Source organism: Paraburkholderia sp. FW306-02-B (assembly GCF_058782725.1).
The window spans coordinates 656,857-681,210 of sequence record NZ_JBYSXZ010000002.1; the positions used below are offsets into that span (position 1 = coordinate 656,857).

Consider the following 24,354-nt stretch of genomic DNA (forward strand, 5'->3'; position numbering starts at 1 on the left):
AAAACGCCCCTTAAATCAAATAGTTGCAGACACTCTCTGCGTTTCATTATAGCGTTGTCTGACGACTGATTATACAAGCGCGCGATCATTTTCGACGCCGGCGCATGGCATCGCATGCGCCGGCTGCGTGCTACCGTCGGCGCAACTCGACCCGTTCGATGTCTTTCACGATCACGAGGTAACTGAACACGGTGAGCAATGCATTCACACCCACGAAAACCAGCGCGCCGTTGAACGATCCGGACTTCGCGACGAGATAGCCGATCACGATGGGCGTCACGATGCCGGCCACGTTGCCGAACATGTTGAAGATGGCGCCCGAAAGACCGAGGGCCTCTTTGGGCGACGTATCGGCGACGACAGCCCAGCCGAGCGCCCCGAGGCCTTTGCCGAAGAATGCGAGTGACATGAGCGCGACGACGAGCCAGTCGGCGGTAACGTAGTTGCAGCCGATGATGCACACCGACAGCAGCATGCCGCCGACAATCGGCGCCTTGCGCGCGATCGTGAGCGAATGGCCGCGCCGGATCAGCGAGTCGGACAGGATGCCGCCGAGTACGCCGCCGGAGAATCCGCAGATGGCGGGCAGCGATGCCACCAGGCCTGCCTGCAGAATCGTCATGCCACGAGCCTGCACGAGATAGATCGGAAACCAGGTCAGGAAGAAGTAAGTCAGCACGTTGATGCAGTACTGGGCGAGATAGACGCCGAGCAGCATGCGATTGGTCAGCAACTGACGTACGAGAAACCAGCTCCCGGCACTGGCGATGTCGGCGGGTTGCGCTCTCTTGTGTCCATTGACCACGCCGCCGCCCTGTTCGATGTGGTCCAGTTCGGCGCGCGAGACGCGTGGGTGGTCGGCGGGATTCTTCATCACCTTCAGCCAGGTGAGGGCAAGTATGAACCCGGCCACACCCATCACGACGTAGACCTGATGCCAGCCGAATGCGTGAGTGAGCCAGGCCATCAGCGGCGTGAAAATAACCGCTGCGAAGTATTGAGCTGAATTGAAAATGGCTGATGCGGTTCCGCGTTCGGTCGTCGGGAACCAGCTGGCGACGACCTTGGCATTGGCGGGAAACGCCGGCGATTCGGCAGCGCCCATGGCGAAGCGCAGCACGAACAGCGCCGTGACAGCGGCGGCGGCGCTTCCCAGCAAACCGATCGAGCTTTGCAGCAGCGTAAACAACGACCACAGGAAAATGCTCGCTGCGTAGACGCGCCGCGCGCCGAACCGGTCGAGCAGTAAGCCGGCCGGCAGTTGCGACAGAACGTACGCCCAGCTGAACGCGGAGAAGATGTATCCCATCCTGATCGCGTCGAAGCCGAACTCGGCGCGCATCGCGGAGCCGGTCACGGAGAGCGTTGCGCGGTCCGCGTAATTGAACGTCGTGATGATAAAGACCAGCAGCAGAATCGTGTAGCGGACTCTGGTGCGCTTCGCGGCGTGGGCGGGACTCGCCGTGCGGCTCATTTCCATGATCATCTCCTGAATCTTATGCAAGGGAGAACGCTCCCAGGCTTTGTGGCGCAGTCAGCCGCGGCGCTTCTTGCCGATCAGCCGGCGCTCCACGGCAAGCGCCGCGTGGCGATCCGGTGCTTTAAAAAACGCCCGGCGACGTTGCCGTCCCGGGCGCTATGTGCGGTGCCATGTACACGGCCAGGCTCGCACGGCAGCAGGGCGCTTACTGCGGGCCGAGTTTTTTGATGAGTGCGTCGAGCTGGCTCATTTCTTCTTCGGTCAGATCGGTCAGCGGCGCGCGCACCGGTCCGGCGCTATGGCCGACCAGCTTTGCGCCGGCCTTCACGATGCTGACTGCGTAGCCTGCGCGGCGATTGCGGATCGCCAGATATGGCAGGAAGAATTCGTCGATCAGCTTGCCCACCGTGGCGTGATCGTCCGCGGCGATTGCGCGGTAGAAATCCATCGCCGTCTTCGGGATAAAGTTGAATACCGCCGACGAATACACCGGCACGCCCAGCGCCTTGTAAGCCGCGGCATAGACTTCCGCGGTCGGCAGGCCGCCGAGATAGGAGAAGCGGTCGCCGAGGCGGCGGCGGATCGACACCATGTTTTCGATCTCGCCTACGCCGTCCTTGAAGCCGATCAGGTTGGGGCAGCGTTCGGCCAGGCCTTCGAGCATGTCGGCGTTAAGCTTGGAATTCGCGCGGTTGTAGATGATCACGCCCATGTTCGGCACGGACTTGCACACCTGTTCGGCGTGCGCGGCGATGCCCTCCTGGCAAGCTTCGGTCAGGTAGTGCGGCATCAGCAGGATGCCGTTCGCGCCGTGACGCTCGGCTTCCTGCGCGTAGGCGATCGCCACGCGCGTCGGACCGCCCGCGCCGGCAAGGATCGGCACCTTGCCCTTGCAGACTTCGGTTGCCGTGCGCACAACGTTCGAATAATCGTTGTGTGTCAGCGAAAAGAATTCGCCCGTGCCGCCTGCGACGAACAGCGCCGAGGCGCCGTAAGGGGCGAGCCATTCGAGGCGCTCGGCGTAGGTGTCGGCGCGAAAGTCGCGCTGTTCGTCGAAGTCGGTAACGGGGAAGGAGAGAAGGCCTTCCGAAACGATCTGCTTCAGTTCCTGCGGTGTCGTCATGATGAGTATCCTGGGCGTTAAGTCTTAGAAATGGAGATTTCTTATATGTCATCGTACAACAAGAAATTGGCGAACTCAACGATGATTTCGCGGCATAATGCGGGTTATAGGGTAAATACGGAACGTCTGCACAAGCTTTCATGTTGTAGGATGACGTATGAATTTGGCATGATAGGCGTGAAATCGCCACAAGGATCGATGCAATGGAACATTCCCCGCTCTACATTCGCGTTCATCCCAACGACAACGTCGCGATCGTCGTCAACGACGGCGGCCTGGGTGAGGGCGCGGTATTTCCCGACGGCCTGGTGCTGCGCGAGCGTGTGCCGCAAGGGCACAAGGTGGCGCTTGCCGATTTCTCGGAAGGCGACGAAGTCATTCGCTACAACGTGGTGATCGGCTACGCGCTCAAGTCTTTGCCGAAGGGAAGCTGGATCAACGAACATGTGATCCGGATGCCGAGTCCTCCCGGACTCGAAGATCTGCCGATCGCGACCATCAAGGCGCCGGACATGCCGCCGCTCGAGGGCTTCACGTTCGAGGGCTACCGCAATGCGGACGGCTCGGTCGGCTCGCGCAACATTCTGGCGATTACGACCACGGTGCAATGCGTGGCCGATGTGGTAGCGCACGCAGTGACGCGGATCAAGGCTGAGTTGTTGCCGAAGTACCCCAATGTCGACGATGTGGTCGGCCTCGGCCACACCTATGGTTGCGGCGTCGCGATCGACGCGCCCGACGCGATGGTGCCGATCCGCACCGTGCGCAACATCAGTCTGAACCCGAACTTCGGCGGCGAAGTGATGATGGTCAGCCTTGGCTGCGAGAAATTGCAGCCGGAGCGTTTGATGCCGCCTGGCACGATCCCCATTGCTGCGGCTGCCAATGTCGCTGAAGTCGCCGACATTGGCGACGTTGAGGCGGACCTGAACGGCGACGTCGTCGTGCTTCAGGACGAAGCACACGTCGGCTTCCAGTCGATGATCGAGTCGATCATGAGAATGGCCGAAGGGCATCTGAAGCGGCTGAACAATCGCCGTCGCGAGACCTGCCCGGCCTCCGACCTCGTGATCGGCGTGCAGTGCGGCGGCAGCGACGCATTCTCCGGGTTGACCGCGAATCCCGCGGTGGGCTTCGCGACGGACTTGCTGGTGCGCGCCGGTGCGACGGTGATGTTTTCCGAAGTCACCGAAGTGCGCGACGGTGTCGATCAGCTGACCGCGCGCGCGGCCAATGCGGAGGTCGCCGCGGCGATCATCCGCGAGATGCAGTGGTACGACGATTATCTGAAGCGCGGCGGCGCCGACCGCAGCGCCAACACGACGCCGGGCAACAAGAAGGGCGGCTTGTCGAACATCGTCGAAAAAGCGATGGGCTCGATCATCAAGTCGGGTAACTCGGCCATTTCGGGCGTGTTGTCGCCCGGCGAGAAGGTCCGGCAGAAGGGCCTGATTTACGCGGCAACGCCGGCGAGCGATTTCATTTGCGGCACGCTGCAAGTCGCCGCGGGTATCAACCTGCACGTGTTCACGACCGGCCGCGGCACGCCGTACAGTCTCGCGGAAGTACCCGTCGTCAAGGTGGCGACGCGCTCGGATCTCGCCCGCCGCTGGCATGACCTGATGGATATCAACGCCGGCACCATTGCAACCGGCGATGCAACCATCGAAGACGTGGGTTGGGAGCTGTTCCGCCTGATGCTCGACGTGGCGAGCGGCCGCAAGCAAACCTGCGCGGAGAAACTCAAGCTTCACAACGCGTTGACGTTGTTCAATCCGGCGCCGGTGACCTGATTGCCATGTCGGTGTACGCGCGCGGCCGGCATTGGCCACTTGAAGCGCGTACGGAATCAAACATGCAGGCCGTGCCGCTAGCCAGGCAGCCAGCAAAAAGTAATCACAAAACAAACAGAGACATGACCGACTCGACCCTTGAGCGCCCCGTGACACAAAAGCCCTTCCGGCGTCTTCTGCTAACCGGTGCGGCCGGAAATCTGGGGCAGCAGTTGCGCGGCGCGTTCGCCGCGTGGGCCGACATTGTGCGAGTGACCGACATCGCGCCGCTTGGCGATGTGGCCGCGCATGAAGAAGCATCGATCGTCGACCTCGCCGATGAACAGGCCGTTCACGCGCTGCTGGAAGGCGTCGACGCGGTCGTTCATCTTGGCGGCATTTCCGTCGAGGCGCCGTTCGAAGATTTGCTCGAAGCGAACATACGTGGCCTGTACAACCTCTATTCGGCCGCGCAGAAGCAAGGCGTGAAGCGCATCGTGTATGCCAGTTCGAACCACGCGGTGGGTTTTCATCCGGTGACGTCGGTGCTCGATATCGACGCGCCGCTGCGCCCCGACAGCCTGTATGGCGTGACCAAGTGCTTCGGCGAATCGCTGTCGCGCTATTACTTCGACCGCTTCGGTCTCGAGACGGTGTGTCTGCGGATTGGATCGTCGTTCGAGCAGCCGAAAAATCCCCGCATGCTCGTGACCTATCTGAGCTATCGCGACCTGATCGAACTGGTGCGCTGCTCGCTGTTCACCAACCGGGTGGGGCACGCGATCGTCTATGGCGTGTCGGACAACCGCACCAAGTGGGTGGACAACACCAAGGCGGCGTTCCTCGGCTTTCGTCCGCAGGACAGTTCGGTCGAGTTCGAACACCTCTTTCCGGCCAGTGCGCCCACCGCGGACCTGGATGACCCGACGCAGCGTTTTCAGGGCGGCCCGTTCGTGCTTGCTGGTCCGATGGAGCCGAAGCGGTGAGCGCGATGGAAAACGCACGAGTGGAGAGGGTCGAGGCAGCAGGGCAGTTGCCGGCATGGGTCGGCGAGAGCCCGGTGTGGCGCGCGGCGGAACAGGCGCTGTACTGGGTGGATATCCCGGCGCAGAAGATCGTGCGGTTGCGTTTCGACGCGGGTGAGCGGTCCGAATGGAGATTGCCGGAGAAGGTCGCGTGTCTCGCGTTCGATCATCGCGGCACGGTGCTGGCCGGCTGCGAGACGGGGCTCTTTGCGATCAGGTTGATTGGAGGCGCAGCCGGCGGCGAGCCGGTTGCGGTGACGGGAAACAAGCTTGCCGCGCCGGTCTTTCCGTTTGCCGGCATGCGTTTTAACGACGGCCGCTGTGACCGCCAAGGGCGCTTCTGGTCCGGCACGATGGTGCAGGACATGGCGGCGGCCAACCCTGCCGGTGCGCTGTATCGTTTCGATGCGCGCGGGGGGCTGTCGGCGCCAGTCGTCGACGCGCTGATCGTGCAGAACGGTCTTGCGTGGTCTCCCGAGGGCGCGACGATGTATCTGTCCGATTCGCACCCTTCGCGCCGGCTGATCTGGGCCTTCGATTACGACATGGAGACGGGCGAGCCGCGCAACCGGCGTGTGTTTGCCGATCTGCATCACTATTGCGGCCGTCCCGACGGCGCAGCGGTGGATGCCGACGGTTGCTACTGGATTTGCGCGAACGACGCCGGCCTGCTGTTGCGCTTCACGCCGCAAGGCAAGCTGGACCGGCAGATTGCCGTGCCGGCCGCGAAACCGTCGATGTGCGCATTCGGTGGCCGCGATCTGGATACGCTGTTCGTGACGTCGATCCGTCCCGCTGCGGGCGCGACCGAACACGACGGGCATCTGTTTGCGGTTCGTCCGGGCGTGACCGGAATGGTCGAGCCCGAATACGCAGGCGAACTATAAAACGGTGAGTGAGCAGGGCGCCGGGCGTTGCCGCACTAAAGTGTTCGCGGCAAGCCGGGTCGGATATTAAGAAAACTCAAATTGGCCCGGTGCGATTTTCGAATTTCTTTTAGATCGCTACTCCGGACGCTTTTAGCGTCGCATTCTCAATAAATGGAATTGCCGGCCGGCGGCAGGGTTGATTTGTTTGCTCGGGCAACCTCGCGGCGCCTTTCTCGACGGTCGTTCAAGCCTTCCGTTTCGTCGAATGGTCCATAATTCATCGCTCGTCGTACAACTTAACGGAAACCGACGCCACCGTGTGGTCTCGATTGGATCTACGAAAAATAGAGTGTCCAGCACACCTTGGCAGGCCCGACGATCGACGCAGCACGCTTGTTGCCCCATGGCGCACGCTGCACAGTGCGTCTTGCAGAATACTTACTGTGCGGGTAAATACCGTCTGTACAACGACAACCTGGTTTTATAGACTTCATACGTCGTCGTACAACAAGCCGGTCTAGCGATTTTTATTTCAAAAATATTTCGGCTGCTGAACAGGTGGGGGGTGCACGTGTGCCTGCGATGTCGAACACGTCAACACGGCAAAGACCTCGTCACCCGGGAGGGTGGCGATCGTATGGCTGATAAAACAAAAAGCGGATTTTTCTGAGACCGAAATACGCGTTAAAAACCATCCCGCAGCATACGTAATCGATCGGATGGTCTATTTTTCAAGGAATGTCACAATGAAAAAGAAGTTTGCCTCTTCCCATGTTCCGATGATCATCGCGGCCTCTGTGCTGGCATTCAGCACCGGCGCCGCACAAGCGCGGGTGTTTCGCGTGGCGGATGTGCACGGCGATACTTATCCGACCAACATGGCCGTGAAGTACATGGGCGAAGAGATCAACAAGGCAACCGCTGGCAAGGATTCGGTGAAGGTCTTCGGCAACAGCTCGCTGGGTTCCGAAAACGACACGATCGATCAGGTGCGCATTGGTGCACTGGACATGGCCCGCTGCAATGGTGCTGCGTTCAACGAGATCGTTCCCGAGTCGATGATTCCATCGCTCCCCTTCCTGTTTCGCGACATCGACCATTTCCGCAAGGTGATGTACGGCCCGGAAGGGCAGAAAATTCTCGACGCCTTTAAGGCGAAGGGCATGATCGCGCTGACGTTCTACGAGAGCGGCGCGCGTTCGATCTACACCAAAAAAGCCATCCACTCGCCCGCCGACATGAAGGGTCTCAAGGTGCGCGTTCAGCCGTCTGACCTGATGGTCGACGAGATCAAGGCGATGGGCGGCACGCCGACGCCGATGCCGTTCGCCGAGGTTTATACGGGGCTGAAGACGGGACTGGTCGATGCCGCGGAAAACAACCTGCCGTCTTACGAAGAGACCAAGCACTTCGAAGTCGCACCCGTGTATTCCGAGACCCAGCATTCGATGACGCCGGAAGTGCTGGTGTTCTCCAAAAAGGTCTGGGATACGTTGACGCCTCAGGAGCAGGACATCATCAAAAAAGCCGCGGCTGACTCCGTGCCTTACTACGTCAAGCTGTGGACTGCGCGCGAAAGCGACGCGGGCAAGACAGTCACCAAGGGCGGCGCGACGATCCTCGCGTCGTCGCAGATCGATCGTGCTGCTTTCGTCAAAGTCATGCAGCCGGTATGGACCAAGTACGAAAAGACGCCGCAGATGAAGCAGCTTGTCGACGAAATCCAGGCGGTCAAATAAGGTTCGGAAATCAGCGGCGGTGAAGAGGCCGGCAGAATGATCTGCCGGCTTTTCCTACGCGGTTTCATGAATCGGTGACGTCGAACAGAATTCCTGAAGATTAAAGATAAATGCGTTGTGTGCAAGGATGGGGTCAATGAGATTCATGAAACGCCCAAACGATTTTCTCGTCCGCGTGCTGGTTATCGTCGCGTCGATAAGCCTGGCCGCGCTATGCCTGCTTGTCGTCTATAGCGTCGTGATGCGCTATGTCTTCAGCGATGCACCGGATTTCGTCGAACCCATTGCCTTGCTGTTGGTGATCGTCATCGCCATGTTCGGCGCCGCGCTTAAAGTTCGCGAGAGCGGCCATATCGGGCTCGACTCACTTGTCAAGAAATTGCCACCGAAAGGTCAGATAATCGCGGAGGCATTCCAGCAAATTTGCCTGATCGCATTGTCCGTGGCGATTTTCCTGGGCTGTTTGCAGATGGCGGAAACCACGATGGAAGACCGGATCCCGATTCTGGGCTTGCCCGAAGCCCTGCGGTACTTCATTCCGGTCATTGCCAGCGGCTGTATCGCTCTGTTCTCGTTCGAGCACCTGCTGGCGCTTTTCGCACAGAAACAAAAATAGACCATCATGGAACTTGCCATCCTCTCCGTTAGCTTCCTCGTTTTCCTCGTTTTCGGGGTTCCTGTTTCTTTCGCGTTGGGACTGTCGTGTGTCCTGACCTATCTGTATGAAGGCCTGCCGGCTGCCACGGCGATGCAGTCGATGATTTCGGGCATGAACGCGTTTTCGTTCCTCGCGGTCCCGTTCTTCATTTTCTCCGGCGAGTTGATGCTGCACGGTGGCATCGCTGATCGCATCCTGCGTTTCGCGCAGGCCACGGTGGGGCACTTCCGCGGTGGCCTCGGCATGGCCAACGTGGTCGCGTGCACGCTGTTCGGCGGCGTGTCCGGTTCGCCTACCGCGGATACGTCGGCGATGGGCGGCGTGGTGATTCCGCTGATGAAACGGGAAGGCTATAGCGCGGCCTATGCGGTGAATGTCACCACGCACTCGTCGCTGGCGGGTGCGCTGATGCCGACGTCGACAAACATGATCATTTATGCATTCGCCGCCCAAGGGATCACGGGAACCTTGAACGGGCACCCGATGAGCGGCGTCTCGATCGGCGATCTACTATTCTCCGGTCTGCTGCCGGTGCTGTGGGTGATGGGCTTCGTGCTGATTGCCGCCTACTGGCAAGCGGTTCGCTACGGCTATCCGCGACGCCCCGACGGCTCGACCGAATTGCAGCGGTTTCCGGGCTGGTTCGCGGTGGGCCGCACGTTCCTCGGCGCATTGCCCGGTCTGATGGTGATCGCGATCATCCTGGTCTGCGTGGCCAGAGGTATTGCGACCGCGACGGAGGCGGCAGCGATTGCCGTGGCTTACTCGCTGGTATTGACCATCATCGTTTATCGCACGATGACGCTGAATAAGCTGTTCGTGGCGCTCTCCAAGGCGGCCAAAACCACCGGCGTGGTGCTGCTGCTGATCGGCGTGTCGAATATGCTGCGCTACCAGATGGCGTATCTGGAGATTCCCGACGCCATCGAACGTCTGCTAGATGGCGCGACGACCATCCCCTGGCTGATGCTGTTGTACATCAACATCATTCAGATCTTCCTCGGCACGTTTGTCGACATGGCAGCGCACATCCTGATCACCACGCCATTGTTCCTGCCGATGGCGATGCATAGCGGCGTAGGTCCCGTGCAGTTCGGCATCATGATCCTGCTGAACTGTGCGTTGGGGCTCGTTCATCCGCCCATCGGGTCGGTGCAGTTTATCGGCTGTGCAATTGGCAATGTGTCGATTGGTGAAACTACCAAGGTGGCATGGCCTTATTACCTGGCTATCTTCAGCGCGATCAACATCGTGACCTATGTTCCGATGTTTTCGACGTGGTTGCCTAGCCTGATCAATGGACATCCGGTGTTTTGACGAGCGGATCTGGAATCGGCGATGTCGAGACAACGCCAGAGATGAACAATAAGTTTTTTAAAGAGGAGCAGAAATGAAAAAGGCATTGGCAACGTCCGCCCTAGGGTTGGTCGCCCTCGGCGCGCACGCTCAGAGCAGCGTGACGCTGTACGGGATCGTTGACGCGGGGATTGGCTACCAGAGCAGCCAGACGTCGCTCGGTTCGACCTCGGGCGGGCGCTCGGTCGTCAAGATGGTCAACGGCATCTGGGCCGGCAGCCGCTTCGGCCTGAAGGGCGGCGAGGACCTGGGCGGCGGCACGAAAGCGATTTTCCAGTTGGAAGAGGGCTTTAACAGCGCAACCGGCGCACAGTCCGTCTCCGGCCTGGCGTTCAACCGTCAAGCGTATGTCGGCGTGGCCAATACCACCTACGGTACGCTGACGGCAGGCCGCCAGTACACGTCGTACTACACGCTGCTGTCGCCGTATAGCCCGACCACGTGGCTGACCGGCGCCTACGGCGCACACCCGGGCGATATCGATTCGCTCGATACGCTGTACCGCGTGAACAACTCGCTGGTGTACACGTCCCCGAGCCTGCACGGCCTGACCGTGAGCGGATCGTATGCGCTAGGCGGCGTGGCGGGCAGCACGAATGCCGGGTCGACGTGGAGCGCGGCAGTGCAGTACCTGAACGGTCCGTTCGGTATCGCGGCAGGCTTCCAGCGCATCAATAACTCGACGCCGGGCGGCGGCGCGTGGGGCGCGGACTCCACCGCGTCGAATGCGGGCGCGCAGCCGGGCGTGTCGGGGATTAACAACGGCTACCAGACCGCGCAGGCGCAACAACGCGTCGCGGTGACGGGTGGTTATGCATTCTCTTCGCAATGGGACGTCTCGTTCTCGTATTCGAACGTGCAATACATCCCGGGCATCAACTCGAAGTTCCATAACGAGGCGATCTTCAACACTGCCGGCGCAGTGCTGCACTTCAAGCCGCTGACGGTGCTGGATCTGGCCGCGGGCTATAGCTACACGCGTGCAACGCAGGCGAACGGCATCTCGAGCTCGGCTCGCTATCAGCAGTTCAACCTCTCGCAGTACTACAGCCTGTCCAAGCGTACCGGTCTGTATGCGCTGGAGGCCTATCAACGTGCGGGCGGCCAGACGCTGGGAACGAACGGTGCGAGCATCATCAAAGCAACTGCGGATATTGGCGATGGCCAGAACAGCGCGCCGTCGTCGTCACGCAGTCAGTTTGCTGCGGGTGTAGGTATCATTCACCGGTTCTAATCGGGTAGTGTGGTGGCGGCGTCTATTGACGCCGCCACCCTGGCGATACGTTTCACATAGACGTTGCTTACCAGCACGCACCTGATTTGACCGGCTCGGTCACGTTCAGGCGAACCGCTACCTGCGGTTGCATTAGGGGCGGAACAGATCGAAACCGGCCAGCACGACAACCCCGCTTACGACGATCAGCGACACCGAGTGCTGCCCGAAGTAAAGAATGGCCGCGGCCGACCAGGTCGCGATAGAGAATGCTGCGATGTGTTTCATGAGGTGAATGCGGCGAACGGCGGCTCGAATGCTTTGTGCTGCGGAGTCGAGATTATAAAACCGGCGGGGAAATGCAAGTGGCGGGCTGCGTGTTGGACTGTGCGCGGGGCGCCCTGCCCGAGTATCGCAGGTGCCCAACGTACCGTGCCGTTCAACGCTGCGTTTTCAAAACCCCAAGGCTATCGCCAATAATCCACTCACGATCCCGCAAGCCACTACCGCTAAAGCCACCACCGTCAACGCGCGCTTGGGAAACGAACGCCCGAGCATGGCCATAGACGGCACGCTGATCAAAGGCAGCGTCATGAGCAGGGCGCCAGCCGGGCCGGCCGCCATGCCGAAGGCAAGCATTGCCTGAATGATCGGCACTTCGCCCGCGGTCGGAATCACAAACAATGTTCCTGCGATGGCGAGCCCGACGATCCACAGCAGACTGTTATCGATGTCCGGTCCGATGTGCGGGAACAGCCACGTCCGCGCTGCGCCCAGAATCAACACCAGCACGATGTATTCGGGAACCAGCCGGATCGTCATTCTTCCGAGGATTTTCACCCAGCGCGTGAAAGCGGTACCGGGATCGTCGCTCGCAACGAGTTGCGCCATGGCTTCGCGCGATGCTTCGGCTTCCTTCGGCGTGACCATTCTGTTCACGAGGTAGCCGAGGCCGAACACCATCACGAGGCCCAGCGCCAGCCGCAAGCCCATCCATTGCCAGCCGAGCACGAAGCCCATGAAGATCAGCGTGGCCGGATTGAGCGCCGTATTGCCAAGCCAGAATGCGATCGCAGCGCCCGGTGCAGCCTGACGGGCGCGCAAGCCCGCTACAACCGGTGCCGCGCAGCACGTGCACATCATGCCGGGCAGGGACATCAGCCCGCCGTTGACCACGCTGCTGAAATCGGACCGGCCGAGCGCGCGCGCAACCCACTGCGGCGGAATCAGCGCCTGCACGGCCGAGCCCAGCAGAAGCCCCAGTACCATCGCTTGCCAGATCGCCTTGCCGTAGACCAGCGCATAGTCGAAGGCTGCCTGCCATGATGCCGCCGGCGCACTCGAAGACGTTCCCATCAGGATCGACTTGCCGATGGAGTGCTGGCTCGCGGCGACGAAAGCGCGGTTGTAGTAAGGGAACCACTTCACATAGAAGAGGCCGATCACGGCGATCAACAGGAACACGATCCAGCCGAGCGCGACGCGGGGTTGCCGAAGCGTTGTTTGCATAGGGGCGTTCATATAGATTTGAATCAGATCGAGGCGAGTGTGCTGCTGTCTAGCCGGGCAAGGAGTGCCTTCGCCTGTTCAACGACATCGGGGTCATTGGGCCGAAAATTCATTTGCATCGCGTGCGGCAGTTGTACGAAATGTTGGTGGCTGCTGCGCGTGTACGCCGGATCGTAATGCCGTTCGATCAACTCGCTAGCGAGTTCGGCGCGCCTGTTTTCGTCGACGAGTTGTTGCCAGCTTGCCACACGCTCACGGCTGTGCAGCCCGATCAGTTTTTGAAGCTGTCCTTTCAGCGATTCGGGATTGTCGAACAGATGCGCATAGTCGTGCAGCAGAAACGCCGCACGATCTTCGCGGTTCGACAACACCTCGATGCATGCACCCTGATGAAACGTCTCAAGGAGCGCGAGCGGCAACGTAATTGAACCGATCCGCCGGCTCTCCGCTTCGACGAACACCGGCTGCTCGGGATCGAACGCGCGCAGCGCAGTCACCAGCAGCGTATCGAAGCGCTTTTGCGAAGGCTGTGGGACGCCCGTCAAGGCGCCGAGCAGGGACCCACGGTGCGAAGCCAGCGCTTCGAGGTCCAGCGTTTGAGCGCCCGCCTGGCTCAACGCATCGAGCAGGCGGGTCTTGCCACTACCGGTCGGGCCCACCAGCGCGATATATTTGAACGTCTTCGGCAACGAAACGAGGGTGTCGAGCGTCGCCCGTCGATAAGCCTTATAGCCGCCGTCGAGCTGCCGCGCCGGCCAGCCGATCATATTGAACAGCGTCGTGACCGAACCGGAACGTTTGCCACCGCGCCAGCAATAGATTAATGGCCGCCAGTTACGCGGCCGGTCGGCGAAGGTCGTTTCCAGATGCTGTGCGATGTTGCGCGCCGCCAGCGCCGCGCCTACCCGGGTGGCTTCGAAAGGCGACACCTGTTTATACATGGTGCCGACCAGCACACGCTCTTCGTTGCTCAGCACAGGCGCGTTCAGCGCGCCTGGAATGTGGTCTTCAGCAAATTCAAGCGGCGTGCGCACGTCGATGATTTCATCGAAATCACCTGATTTATCGAGGCTGACGAGAAGATTTTTCAAGGGGGATACGGTCGAAGCAGGCCGGCGGGCGGGGTGAAATTATCGCACGCGGCGTCATTGCCGGCTGCGAACCGCGTAGGAGCATGGCCGGACCGGCATCGCGCATCGCCCATCACAGGCGCTTGCTCAGATCACTTCGACGCGGTTTGCACCGTCGACCATCTCGCCGATGACACACGCTTGACCGAATCCATCGGCGCGGAAAATGGCGAGAACGTCGTCGACCGCTTCAGGCGCGCACGAAACCAGCAGGCCGCCGGAGGTTTGCGGATCGGTGAGCAGGGTGCGGGCCGTCGGCGGCAAGGACGATGTCAAGGCGATATCGTCTCCGTACGCAGCCCAGTTGCGTCCCGAAGCGCCGGTGAAGATCCCGGCCTCTGCAAACCCGACCACGTCCGGCAGCCAGGGTAAATCTGCATAGCGCACGCGCGCGGTCAGATTCGATCCGCGGGCCAGCTCCAGCGTATGGCCCAGCAGGCCAAAACCGGTGACGTCGGTGAGGGCATGGACGCCGTCTAGCGTTGCCAGTTCGGCGCCCGGCCGGTTGAGTTTGGTCGTGGCCGCGATCATGGCGGCGTAGCCGTTTGAATCGAGCCGGTCTTTTTTCAACGCGGCCGACAGGACGCCCACGCCCAGCGGCTTGCCGAGAATCAGCACATCGCCCGCCTGAGCAGCTGCGTTGCGTTTGACGCGCTGGGGATGAACCACGCCGAGCGCAACCAGGCCATAGATGGGTTCCACCGAATCGATGGAATGGCCGCCCGCGAGCGGAATGCCGGCTTCGGCGCACACGGATTCACCGCCTTTCAGCACGGCCGCGATCACGTCGTGGGGCAACACGTTGATCGGCATGCCGACGATCGCCAGCGCCATGATGGGCTTGCCGCCCATGGCGTAAACGTCGGACAGGGCATTGGTCGCGGCGATACGGCCGAAATCGAACGGGTTGTCGACGATCGGCATGAAAAAGTCGGTCGTCGCGACGATCGCCTGCTCGTCGTTGAGCTTGTAGACGGCGGCGTCGTCGGCGGTATCGTTGCCGACCAGCAAGTCGGGGAAGAAGGGCAGTGGCGCGCTGCGCTTGAGCAGGTCGGCGAGCAGGCCGGGGGCGATCTTGCAGCCGCACCCTCCGCCATGCGAAAGGCTGGTCAGGCGCGGGGAATGGGTTGCGTTTGTGGCGGTATCGGTCATTGGTGCGGATTTCGAGCGTGATATGACCACATTATGATGGTTGTTTCGGCCCGGCGCAGGGACGGCGGACATACGCTGCTGGCTGACCACCGGCATGCTCGCCGCATCGGCCGGTAGCAACGAAGTCGGCTATCTGACTCACAAGACTATCCGTAGTCTTGGGATGCTCGCGTTCGACAATCAGGCGCGTGTCTGACATGGCCCGACGGTGGCAGGTCTTGCCCCGACGTTTGGCCGTGGAGCGATGACGAACCGGCATCGGTTGCGGACTATTACGCGCAGATCCGGACTGGCTCGGACATCGTGTTCCTCGGCGGGGTGATCAACTATCTGCTCACCAACGACAAGATCCAGCACGAGTACGTCAAGAATTACACGGACATGCCGTTCATTGTCCGCGAGGATTTCTCGTTCACGGACGGTCTGTATTCCGGCTACAACGCCGACAAGCGCAGCTATGACAAGCGCTCGTGGGACTACGAACGCGGTGACGACGGCTTCGCGAAGATCGATCCCACGCTTGAACACCCGCGCTGCGTCTATCCGTTGATGAAGCAGCACTACTCGCGCTATACGCCCGAGCAGGTTGAAAAGATCTGCGGCACGCCGAAGAACAAGTTCCTGAAGGTCTGCGAGATGCTCGCGTCGACGGCCGTTCCTGGACGCGCCGGCACGATCCTGTACGCGCTCGGCTGGACGCACCACCCGGTCGGCTCGCAGATCATCCGCACCGGCGCGATGGTGCAGTTGCTGCTCGGCAATATCGGCATTGCGGGCGGCGGCATGGATGCGCTGCGCGGTCACTCGAACATCCAGGGCTTGACCGACCGCGGCTTGATGTCGAACCTGTTGCCGGGTTATATGACCTTGCCGCTCGAGGCAGAGCAGATCTTCGAGCTGATGAATCAGGGCAAGATGACCGGCTACAACGCGCGGGGCTTCAACCCGCTTGCCGCGGCGCCGAACAAGGCGAAGATCGGCGCGAGTCTGGCCAAGCTGAAGTGGCTCGTCATCATGGATCCGCTCGCCACCGAAACGTCTGGGTTCTGGAGGAATTTCGGCGAGTTCAACGACGTCGATTCATCGTCGATCCAGACGGAAGTCTTCCGTCTGCCGACCACGTGTTTCGCGGAAGAGCGCGGTTCGCTGGTCAGTTCGAGCCGGGTGCTGCAGTGGCACAGGCAGGGCGCGAACGGCCCGGGCGAATCGAAGAGCGATCTGGAAATCATGTCGGGGCTGTGGCTGCGCATCCGCAAGGCTTATAAGAGACCGTTTCAACCGGTATTTACGACAACCCGCGCGATCTGAGCGAGCATTCGTGGACCGTCATGCGCTTCTCGGAATACGGGAATACGGAAGGCGATCTCGAATGGCTGATCCGCAAGGACGGCTGTATGCATTGTGAGGGTCCGGGCTGTCTGAAGGCCTGTACTTCGCCGGGCGCGATCGTGCAGTACACCAACGGCATCGTGGATTTTCACGAGGAAAACTGCATCGGCTGCGGTTATTGCGTGACCGGTTGCCCGTTCAACGTGCCGCGCATTTCGAAGAAGGACAACCGCGCGTACAAGTGCACGCTGTGTTCGGACCGTGTGGCTGTCGGTCAGGAACCGGCGTGCGTGAAGACCTGCCCGACCGGCGCGATCATGTTCGGCACCAAAGAGGACATGAAGCAGCAGGCGGAGGATCGGATTGTCGATCTGAAGGAACGGGGTTTCCAGAACGCGGGCCTGTACGACCCCGCCGGGGTGGGCGGCACGCACGTGATGTACGTGCTGCATCACGCCGATAAAGCTAACCTCTATCACGGCTTGCCGCAGAATCCGAAGATCAGTCCGATGGTTACGCTCTGGAAGGGTCTCGCGAAACCGCTGGCGCTGGCAGGCATCGCGTTCGCGGCCGTGGCGGGTTTCTTCCACTACACGCGCGTGGGTCCGAACGAGGTGACCGAGGCGGAAGAAGCCGAAGCGCAGCACGAAGCCGACGAAGCGTCGCCGTTCCCGGGAGTCGTCTGATGAAACACACTGACCTGAAAGACGTGAAGGGCAACAGCCTGATCGTGCGCTACACGCCGAATGAGCGGACGAATCACTGGATCACCGCCATCACGTTCATTTTGCTGGCGCTCTCCGGACTCGCCATGTTTCATCCGGCGATGTCCTGGCTCTACGCGATCTTCGGTGGCGGGCAATGGACGCGGATTTTGCATCCGTTCGTCGGCTGCGTGATGTTCATCTCGTTCCTGATTCTTGCGCTGCGCTTCTGGCATCACAATTATCTCGACCGCGCCGACATCCAGTGGATGAAGCAGATCGGCGACGTGCTCAACAATCGCGAGGAAAAACTTCCTGCGATCGGAAAGTACAATGCCGGTCAAAAGCTGCTATTTTTCACTATGGTGGTCTGTCTGCTGCTGTTGCTGGCAAGCGGCATCGTGATCTGGCGGCGGTATTTCTCGATTTATTTTCCGATCGATATCATCCGCCTCGCGGCGGTTGTGCACGCGGCAACTGCGTTCGTGCTGATCGTCGGCATCGTTGTGCATATTTATGCGGCCTTGTGGGTCAAGGGATCGATCGGCGCGATGACACGCGGCACCGTGACGCATGGCTGGGCGAGAAAGCATCATCCGAACTGGTTCAAGGAGATGATCGGCAAGTAGCGCTGCGCGACTTTTTTATCGCACTGCACCCGGGCCGCCGTCTTTGTTCGATGAACTGCGGCGGCTCTTCAGTTTTCAGAGGTCGATACTTTGGTTCAACGCATTCTTGAAGCCGGCGATATCGAGTCGTTCGATCACTCGGCCATTCCTCGCATTCGTACGCCGGAGCGCCTGGCGGTATTTTCGGCGCGTGCCGCGCGGCTGCGCCAGCTGGCTGCGCTCGGCAATCCGATCGCCGGCTACTTGCGGCTGATGGCCGCGCTTGCCGACGCGCAGCAAGCAGTCATGACAGGCTTCAAGGCAAAGCCGCCCAGCGCTGAATTGATCGCGAGCGCGCAACAGCATTCGATGCCGCTGATACCGGCGCTGTCCGGCGTGCGCGACCCGGCGTGGCACGAGGTTCTGATTCAGTTGCTCGACAAGCTGCAAGCCGCTGGCCCGCTCACGCCGTTGCTCGAAGCGCTCATCGCAAAGCTCAGAACGCTCGATGCCGCCACGCTCGAATCCCAGGCCGACGCGATCTTCGTGCAGCGTTTCGCCGAAGTCGATCCGGCGAGTGCGCCGTTCATCATGGCCGCACTCCAGGTGGTCTGGACCGACCTCGCGGCCGATATCGACAAACGCGACGTCCCGTACCTCGAAACGCTCGGCCTGTGTCCCGTTTGCGGCGCTCATCCGGTGGCGAGCACCGTTCGGGTAGGCGGCGTCCACGACAACTACCGCTACCTGCAATGCGGCCTGTGCGCTACCGAGTGGCATATGGTCCGGTCGAAATGTTCGAATTGCGACTCGACCAAGGGCATTGCGTATCACACGCTCGGCTCGCCGGACGCCGATGCCGTCACCAAAGAAGCCGAATCCAGCAAAGCGGCTTTGAAAGCGGAATCGTGTGACGAATGCCATACTTACCGGAAGATTGGTTATCAGTCGAAGGACTACGATTTCGATCCGTTCGCGGACGATCTCGCCAGTCTCACGCTGGACTTGTTGATGGGAGAGCAAGGTTACAGGCGAGCGTCGCCGCACCCGTGGCTCTGGCCGGAACAGGCCGATACCGCTGCTGACCCTTCAAGCGAGTTCGATTAAAAGAGGATGGTCCCGTGAGCGATGTGACGAGCGCTGAATTGCGGGCGCTGATGGGACGTGTGCCATCGGTGGAGAAGGTGATGGCGTCGGCTGAGTTTGCACCGCTCGTGGTTGAGTTCGGCCGCACGCAGGTTTTGAATGCGTTGCGTCACGCGCTCGACAGCTGGCGTGCTAGCGTGCAGTCGGGCGACGCGTCCAAGGCGAACGTACGCGCGCTCGATGCGGCGCAACTCGCGGTATCGGTCGAGGCGGCGCTTCGCAAGCGCAACCAGGCCCGCTTGCGCAGCGTCTTCAATCTGACCGGCACGGTGCTGCATACCAATCTCGGCCGCGCGTTGCTGCCTGACGAAGCGGTGCGCGCCGTCGTGAAGGCGCTCACGCAGCCCGCCAACCTCGAGTTCGATCTTGCGACAGGCAAGCGCGGCGATCGCGACGATCTGATCGATGAACTCATCTGCGAACTGACCGGCGCGGAAGCGGCGACCGTGGTCAACAACAACGCCGCGGCTGTGTTGCTCACGCTGTCAGCGCTCGCGTTGAAGAAAGAAGTGATCGTGTCGCGTGGCGAGCTGGTTGAAATCGGCGGCGCGTTTCGCATTCCCGACATCATGAGCCGCGCGGGCGCGAAGCTGCGCGAAGTCGGCACGACGAATCGCACGCATCTCAAGGACTACGAGGAAGCCATCAGCCCGCGCACCGCGCTGCTGATGAAAGTCCACGCGAGCAACTACGCAATCAACGGCTTCACCAAAGAGGTCGGTGTCGGTGAAATCGCGCCGCTCGCCCATTCGCGAGGTCTTGCCGTTGCCGTGGATCTCGGCAGCGGCACGCTGGTCGAGCTGGCGCAATGGGGCTTGCCGCGCGAGACCACGGTACTGGAAACCATCGAAGCCGGCGCCGACCTCGTCACGTTCAGCGGCGATAAATTGCTCGGCGGCCCGCAAGCCGGTTTGATCGTCGGCCGACGCGACCTGATCGCGCGAATCAAGAAGCATCCTCTCAAACGTGCGCTGCGGGTCGGCAAACTGACGCTTGCAGCGTTGGAGCCGGTGCTGCGACTCTATCGGGCGCCGGAGTATCTCGCCGAGCGGCTGACCACGCTGCGCTTGCTCACGCGTCCCGCGGACGACATTCGACTCGCCGCGCAACGGGTGCAGCCCGCATTGCAGCGTGCGATTGGCGAGCGTTATGCGGTCGCGGCGGAGCCGATGTTCAGCCAGATCGGCAGCGGCGCGTTGCCTGTCGACGTGCTGGCGAGCTATGGCCTTGTCGTCAGGATGACTGATGGAAAGCGCGGCGGCCGTCAGCTGCTCGCGCTGGAGACGGTGCTGCGCGACATGGCGCGGCCCGTCATCGGCCGTATCGCGGACGACGCGTTGCGCCTCGATCTGCGTTGTCTGGAAGCCGCCGATGAAGCGCAACTGATCGAGCAACTGCTTGAGCAACCGAAGGGCACGCGCGCATGATCGTCGGTACGGCGGGGCATATCGATCACGGCAAGACGAGTCTGGTGAGAGCGCTTTCCGGCGTCGATACCGACCGGCTGAAGGAAGAAAAGGCGCGCGGCATTTCGATCGAACTGGGCTATGCCTACGTGCCGCTCGAGAACGGCGACGTGCTCGGCCTGATCGACGTTCCGGGTCACGAAAAACTCGTCCACACGATGACCGCGGGTGCGAGCGGTATCGATTTCGCGCTGCTTGTGATCGCCGCCGACGACGGCGTGATGCCGCAAACGCGCGAACATCTGGCCATTGTGCAACTGCTCGGCATCAAGCGTGGCGCGATAGCGTTGACAAAGGTCGATCGCGTGGGCGCGCAGCGGTTGCAGGACGTGCGTCAGGAAATTGCGTCGTTTCTGCGCGGCAGCGTGCTGCAGGAGGCGCCTGTCTTCGACACCTGCGCGATGCGTGCCGATGATCCCGGTGTCGCTTCGTTGAAGGCGCATCTGCTCGCGGCAGCCGTGGACTGGCGGATGAAACGCGACGATGGCCTGTTCCGTCTCGCCGTCGACCGGGTCTTCACGCTCGCGGGGCAAGGGACGATCGTGACGGGGACTGTGGCGGCGGGGCGCGTCAAGGTCGGCGATACGATGCTGCTCGTGCCGAAAAATCAGCCTGTGCGTGTACGCAGTATTCATTCGCAGAATCGTCAGGCCACAGCCGGGCGAGCAGGGGAGCGCTGCGCGCTGAATCTTGCGGGCATCGACAAGAGCGCAATCGATCGCGGCGACTGGATCGTCGATCCGCGTCTGTCGCAGGCGTCGGAACGTATCGATGTGATGTTGACGCTGCTTGCCGACGCGCCGCTCACGCTGGAGCACTGGGCGCCGTTGCACGTGCATCTGGGCACGCAGCATCAGGTCGCGCATGGCGCGCTGCTCGACAGTGCGACGCTTGCCGCCGGTCAGCGCGGGCGTGTGCAATTCGTGTTCGAACGGCCGGTATGCGCGCTTCCCGGCGACCGCTTCGTCGTGAGGAATGCGCAGGCTAATCGCACCATTGGCGGCGGTCATGTGCTCGATCCGTTCGCGCCGGCGCGCAAGCGTCGTTCCGCTGAACGCCTCGCATGGCTCGATGCGATGCAGATCATGCTGGAGACTGGAACGCTCGACGCCATGTTCGCTCGCGCGCCTCATGGCCTGTCACGCTCTTTGCTGGAGCGATTGACGGGCATGCCGGCCGCGGCGCTTGATTTGCCGCTCGACACACGCGTGGTCGAGCTTCCCGGCGACGACGCATTGCTCGTTGCAAACGCCGCATGGCAAGCGCTGGCTGCGCGATTGACTGCGGCGCTGAAGCAATACCACGAACGCGTGCCTGACGAACTAGGCCCGGATGCATCGCGCCTGCGGCGGATTGCGGCGCCGCTCGTTGACGAGGCGGTGTGGCGCGCGCTGGTCGACGATGCCGAGGCGCGCGGCGAGATCGTCAGACACGGGCCCTGGTTGCATCTCCCGGGCCACGCGGTGACGCTCGACGACGCGGATCGCGCGCTCGCGGCGGTGTTGCTGCCGGCTGTGAAAGAAGGGCGCTTCGATCCTCCCTGGGTGCGAGATCTGGCGAGCGCGCATGGCGTATCCGAGGACCGCGTGCGTCAGTTGATGCGCAAGCTTGCGCGGCAGGGAGAGATTTATCAGGTCGTGCGCGACCTCTTTTACCATTCTGACGCGATTCGCGAACTGGCCTCGATTGCGGCCGCCGAAGCGGATAAGAACGCAGGTACAGTGGCTGCTGCGCCGTTTCGCGATGTCACCGGTCTTGGACGAAAGCGTGCGATTCAGCTCTTAGAGTTTTTCGACCGGGTTGGTTATACTCGCTTCCACCGTGGCCTGCATCTGATGCGCACGGATAGTCGTTGGCTCGATCTGCTCTGATTCGCAACGAATGATTTGATCACCGTAGGAAGGCATCCGTATCCGGTGGTGCGGCTGGGCTTCAAACCCAGTTGAGGGCGTCAGACGCTCTCAGGTCGGTTCGACTCCGGCTGCCTTCCGCCGGGCAAGGTTTCCCGGGCATTCCGATATCTTTCCACAGACGTTCCGTAAATCGCTGATTCCAAAGCGGTTTGTGATTGACGACGTGCTTGCTGCTTCCAACTGGGTCCCGCACAATTCCCGCATGAAGTATGGGTAGGAAGATGGTTACGTGGGTAGGAGGAACCATGTCAGGGCGACAGTTGGGTTTTGTCGCGGTAAGGAGCGCAAAGGAACAGCGATCGCTATGTAAAGCACTACTTATATTACAAGGTTGTAGCATTGATCAGTGGCTGCTTGCGTCGCCGAAACGCTTTCTCCAGGACCGGCAGCAGCTTGATGGCCCAGCGGTGCACTGTCGAGTAATCAACCGAAACGCCGCGCTCAGCCATCATTTCTTCGAGGTGCCGCAGGCTCAGGGGATAGGCCACGCACCAGCGCACGCAAGGCAGGATCACGTCGAGCGGACAGTGCAGGCGTTTGAGCACTCGGGCCACCGCAGGATTCAACGCCTTCATTGAGCTTTCAATCGGTTATGCCGTTCCGCGCGTCATAGCGGAACGCCTTACTGCAAAAGAACCCGATTTTTTGTGCCCGATAATCATCCGGAAACCCGATGATGCCGGCTGGCCGTTTTCACAGCCGGAGTGCCTTGCAGCATGCTTTCTCGGCCGGAATGCCGTTTTTCTCCTCTCGAAAACCCTAGCCTGCGGCGTATTTTTTACTCGTTGACATATGACGTCTCACCTAATACCTTGACGAAAGGCGCACAGGTGACGACGACTCGCGGGACGCGCGACTCTACCCATTCATACGCCGAAAACGCCGATGCCCGATCGCGACAGCACAGGGCTTTGGTCGATTGATCAATTCGAAAACCGTTGAGGTATCAAATGAAGACCCCGCTTTCAATCACGCGCTTTGCGTTGGCTGCGTCACTGGCTGCCGGCGCATCTCTGTCCACGTCTGCGGCCTACGCCGGTGACGTAACGGTTGGCTTTGCCGCCCCCTTGACGGGCGCTTCGGCGCATTACGGCGTGGATCTGAAGCGCGGCGTCGAACTTGCTCTCGACGATGCAAACGCGAAGAAGCTCGTCATCGGCGGGCAGCCGGTTCATTTCGTCCTGGACGCCGAAGACGATCAGGGGGATCCGCGTATGGGTTCGCAGGTTGCGCAGAAGATGGCCGACTCGAAGGTGGCGGGCGTGGTTGGCCATTTCAATTCGGGCACCAGCATCCCGGCCTCGCGCATCTATAACACCGCGAACATTCCAATGGTTTCGCCGACCGCCACCAATCCCACGCTGACGTCGCAGGGGTTCAACAACGTGTTCCGTGTCGTCAACTCCGACGCGCAGATGGGACAGCTCGCGGGACACTCCGCCGTCCAGGCCTTGAAGGGCAAAAGCATTGCGGTCATCGATGACCGCACGGCATTCGGGCAGGGTATGGCCGACGAGTTCGTCAAGGGCGTGCAGGCGGCAGGCGGCAAGGTCATCGACCGTGAGTACACGACAGACAAGGCTGTTGACTTCAAGTCGCAGCTCACGCGCATCAAGTCGTTTAACCCGGACGTCATTTTCTGGGGCGGTCTCGATCAGCAAGCCGGTCTGCTGATGAAGCAGATGCGGCAACTCGGCATCAAGGCGGCCATGCTGGGCGGCGGCAGCTTCGAAAACGAAACATTCCTCAAGGTCGCCGGTGATGCCGCCGAAGGCGCGATGTCCTGGGACTACGGGATTCCACTGTCGAAGATGAAGACGGGTCGGGAGTTCGACGAGAAGATGAAGGCGAAATACAACGAGGGCGTTGTTGCTTATGCGCCGTCCGCTTATGACGCCACCTGGGTGCTGATCAATGCCATGCAGAAGGCCAACTCAACCGACCCGAAGGTGTATGGCCCGTTCGTAAAATCCGTCTCGTTCACCGGTATCTCCGGAAACATCGCGTTCATGCCGAATGGCGACATGAAGGACCCGACTGCAACGTTCTACAAGGTAGTAGGCGGCAAGTGGGTTCCTCAGGCTATTGCCACGGGCGACAAGGTCGAATCATTTACCAACTGACGGGAATCTGAGGAAGTGGGGCGCCGTGAAGGCTGAGCC

The 24,354-nt window shown here is 61.0% G+C and carries 18 protein-coding genes, 1 tRNA gene and 3 pseudogenes; 15 read left to right on the forward strand and 7 right to left on the reverse strand.

What is annotated here, in order from left to right; all coding sequences use genetic code 11:
* Positions 1-130: 130 nt before the first annotated feature.
* Both AC3WOG_RS23895 and kdgD read right to left on the reverse strand, forming a co-directional pair.
* On the reverse strand, positions 131-1,480 hold the full coding sequence (locus AC3WOG_RS23895; RefSeq protein WP_492580388.1) for an MFS transporter: 1,350 nt from the start codon (positions 1,478-1,480) through the stop codon (positions 131-133).
* A 205-nt stretch (positions 1,481-1,685) separates the two neighbouring features.
* Complete coding sequence (gene kdgD / locus AC3WOG_RS23900; RefSeq protein ID WP_492580389.1) at positions 1,686-2,603, reverse strand: 5-dehydro-4-deoxyglucarate dehydratase; 918 nt, start codon at positions 2,601-2,603, stop codon at positions 1,686-1,688.
* A 203-nt stretch (positions 2,604-2,806) separates the two neighbouring features.
* Between kdgD and garD the strand changes: the two genes are divergently transcribed.
* The 7 genes from garD (at position 2,807) to AC3WOG_RS23935 (ending at position 11,256) form a co-directional block, all read left to right on the forward strand.
* Positions 2,807-4,396 (forward strand): galactarate dehydratase, encoded by a 1,590-nt coding sequence (gene garD / locus AC3WOG_RS23905; RefSeq protein WP_492580390.1) that lies wholly within the window; start codon positions 2,807-2,809, stop codon positions 4,394-4,396.
* Positions 4,397-4,518: 122 nt separating this feature from the next.
* Positions 4,519-5,361, forward strand: a complete 843-nt coding sequence (locus AC3WOG_RS23910; protein WP_492580391.1) for an NAD-dependent epimerase/dehydratase family protein — start codon at positions 4,519-4,521, stop codon at positions 5,359-5,361.
* Positions 5,362-5,366: 5 nt separating this feature from the next.
* Entirely contained in the window at positions 5,367-6,287 is a 921-nt protein-coding gene (locus AC3WOG_RS23915) for an SMP-30/gluconolactonase/LRE family protein (protein ID WP_492580392.1), read from the forward strand.
* A 728-nt stretch (positions 6,288-7,015) separates the two neighbouring features.
* Positions 7,016-8,008, forward strand: coding sequence for a TRAP transporter substrate-binding protein (locus AC3WOG_RS23920; protein WP_492580393.1), 993 nt, complete (start codon positions 7,016-7,018; stop codon positions 8,006-8,008).
* A 145-nt stretch (positions 8,009-8,153) separates the two neighbouring features.
* Complete coding sequence (locus tag AC3WOG_RS23925) at positions 8,154-8,624, forward strand: TRAP transporter small permease (RefSeq protein ID WP_492580394.1); 471 nt, start codon at positions 8,154-8,156, stop codon at positions 8,622-8,624.
* A 6-nt stretch (positions 8,625-8,630) separates the two neighbouring features.
* Positions 8,631-9,983, forward strand: coding sequence for a TRAP transporter large permease (locus AC3WOG_RS23930; protein WP_492580395.1), 1,353 nt, complete (start codon positions 8,631-8,633; stop codon positions 9,981-9,983).
* Positions 9,984-10,056: 73 nt separating this feature from the next.
* Entirely contained in the window at positions 10,057-11,256 is a 1,200-nt protein-coding gene (locus AC3WOG_RS23935) for a porin (RefSeq protein WP_492580396.1), read from the forward strand.
* A gap of 132 nt (positions 11,257-11,388) precedes the next feature.
* Here the strand turns inward: AC3WOG_RS23935 and AC3WOG_RS23940 are convergent, their stop codons facing one another.
* From AC3WOG_RS23940 to selD, 4 genes are all read right to left on the reverse strand, one after another.
* Complete coding sequence (locus AC3WOG_RS23940) at positions 11,389-11,523, reverse strand: hypothetical protein (RefSeq protein ID WP_492580397.1); 135 nt, start codon at positions 11,521-11,523, stop codon at positions 11,389-11,391.
* Positions 11,524-11,688: 165 nt separating this feature from the next.
* Positions 11,689-12,744 carry a permease gene (locus AC3WOG_RS23945; RefSeq protein WP_492580398.1) on the reverse strand — a complete coding sequence of 352 codons (1,056 nt, stop codon included), beginning with the start codon at positions 12,742-12,744 and terminating at the stop codon, positions 11,689-11,691.
* 23 nt (positions 12,745-12,767) lie between these two features.
* Positions 12,768-13,835, reverse strand: coding sequence for a tRNA 2-selenouridine(34) synthase MnmH (mnmH, locus tag AC3WOG_RS23950; protein WP_492580399.1), 1,068 nt, complete (start codon positions 13,833-13,835; stop codon positions 12,768-12,770).
* A gap of 126 nt (positions 13,836-13,961) precedes the next feature.
* Complete coding sequence (selD, locus tag AC3WOG_RS23955; RefSeq protein ID WP_492580400.1) at positions 13,962-15,026, reverse strand: selenide, water dikinase SelD; 1,065 nt, start codon at positions 15,024-15,026, stop codon at positions 13,962-13,964.
* A 79-nt stretch (positions 15,027-15,105) separates the two neighbouring features.
* Here selD and AC3WOG_RS23960 point away from each other — a divergent pair.
* The 7 genes and pseudogenes from AC3WOG_RS23960 to AC3WOG_RS23990 all read left to right on the forward strand — a co-directional run.
* Positions 15,106-16,295: pseudogene (locus AC3WOG_RS23960) on the forward strand (molybdopterin-binding domain-containing protein); the annotation flags it as partial.
* A gap of 5 nt (positions 16,296-16,300) precedes the next feature.
* A pseudogene (gene fdxH / locus AC3WOG_RS23965) lies at positions 16,301-17,041 on the forward strand (formate dehydrogenase subunit beta); the annotation flags it as partial.
* A complete protein-coding gene (locus AC3WOG_RS23970; RefSeq protein WP_492580401.1) occupies positions 17,041-17,688 on the forward strand; it encodes a formate dehydrogenase subunit gamma in 648 nt (215 codons plus the stop codon). The pseudogene fdxH and the gene AC3WOG_RS23970, both read left to right, overlap by 1 nt.
* A 90-nt stretch (positions 17,689-17,778) precedes the next feature.
* The gene (gene fdhE, locus AC3WOG_RS23975; RefSeq protein ID WP_492580402.1) at positions 17,779-18,774 is read left to right on the forward strand and encodes a formate dehydrogenase accessory protein FdhE; all 996 of its coding nucleotides are present in this window, start codon (positions 17,779-17,781) and stop codon (positions 18,772-18,774) included.
* Between the two features lie 14 nt (positions 18,775-18,788).
* Complete coding sequence (gene selA / locus AC3WOG_RS23980; RefSeq protein WP_492580403.1) at positions 18,789-20,240, forward strand: L-seryl-tRNA(Sec) selenium transferase; 1,452 nt, start codon at positions 18,789-18,791, stop codon at positions 20,238-20,240.
* A complete protein-coding gene (gene selB, locus AC3WOG_RS23985; protein WP_492580404.1) occupies positions 20,237-22,150 on the forward strand; it encodes a selenocysteine-specific translation elongation factor in 1,914 nt (637 codons plus the stop codon). The genes selA and selB overlap by 4 nt, the downstream gene beginning before the upstream one ends.
* Before the next feature lie 27 nt (positions 22,151-22,177).
* Positions 22,178-22,270, forward strand: a tRNA-Sec gene (locus tag AC3WOG_RS23990).
* 266 nt (positions 22,271-22,536) lie between these two features.
* On the opposite strand, the pseudogene AC3WOG_RS23995 reads toward AC3WOG_RS23990, so the two are convergent.
* Positions 22,537-22,767: pseudogene (locus AC3WOG_RS23995) on the reverse strand (IS6 family transposase); the annotation flags it as partial.
* Positions 22,768-23,142: 375 nt separating this feature from the next.
* Between AC3WOG_RS23995 and AC3WOG_RS24000 the strand changes: the two are divergent.
* On the forward strand, positions 23,143-24,315 hold the full coding sequence (locus AC3WOG_RS24000; protein ID WP_492580405.1) for a branched-chain amino acid ABC transporter substrate-binding protein: 1,173 nt from the start codon (positions 23,143-23,145) through the stop codon (positions 24,313-24,315).
* Positions 24,316-24,354: the final 39 nt, after the last annotated feature.

Coding starts and splice junctions, on each gene's coding strand:
- AC3WOG_RS23895 (WP_492580388.1), bottom strand. CDS start 1,480: ATGGAAATGAGCCGCACGGCGAGTCCCGCCCACGCCGCGAAGCGCACC.
- garD (WP_492580390.1), top strand. CDS start 2,807: ATGGAACATTCCCCGCTCTACATTCGCGTTCATCCCAACGACAACGTC.
- AC3WOG_RS23945 (WP_492580398.1), bottom strand. CDS start 12,744: ATGCAAACAACGCTTCGGCAACCCCGCGTCGCGCTCGGCTGGATCGTG.
- AC3WOG_RS23915 (WP_492580392.1), top strand. CDS start 5,367: ATGGAAAACGCACGAGTGGAGAGGGTCGAGGCAGCAGGGCAGTTGCCG.
- selB (WP_492580404.1), top strand. CDS start 20,237: ATGATCGTCGGTACGGCGGGGCATATCGATCACGGCAAGACGAGTCTG.
- AC3WOG_RS23935 (WP_492580396.1), top strand. CDS start 10,057: ATGAAAAAGGCATTGGCAACGTCCGCCCTAGGGTTGGTCGCCCTCGGC.
- AC3WOG_RS23930 (WP_492580395.1), top strand. CDS start 8,631: ATGGAACTTGCCATCCTCTCCGTTAGCTTCCTCGTTTTCCTCGTTTTC.
- AC3WOG_RS23910 (WP_492580391.1), top strand. CDS start 4,519: ATGACCGACTCGACCCTTGAGCGCCCCGTGACACAAAAGCCCTTCCGG.
- AC3WOG_RS23970 (WP_492580401.1), top strand. CDS start 17,041: ATGAAACACACTGACCTGAAAGACGTGAAGGGCAACAGCCTGATCGTG.
- selD (WP_492580400.1), bottom strand. CDS start 15,026: ATGACCGATACCGCCACAAACGCAACCCATTCCCCGCGCCTGACCAGC.
- AC3WOG_RS24000 (WP_492580405.1), top strand. CDS start 23,143: ATGAAGACCCCGCTTTCAATCACGCGCTTTGCGTTGGCTGCGTCACTG.
- AC3WOG_RS23925 (WP_492580394.1), top strand. CDS start 8,154: ATGAAACGCCCAAACGATTTTCTCGTCCGCGTGCTGGTTATCGTCGCG.
- AC3WOG_RS23940 (WP_492580397.1), bottom strand. CDS start 11,523: ATGAAACACATCGCAGCATTCTCTATCGCGACCTGGTCGGCCGCGGCC.
- AC3WOG_RS23920 (WP_492580393.1), top strand. CDS start 7,016: ATGAAAAAGAAGTTTGCCTCTTCCCATGTTCCGATGATCATCGCGGCC.
- kdgD (WP_492580389.1), bottom strand. CDS start 2,603: ATGACGACACCGCAGGAACTGAAGCAGATCGTTTCGGAAGGCCTTCTC.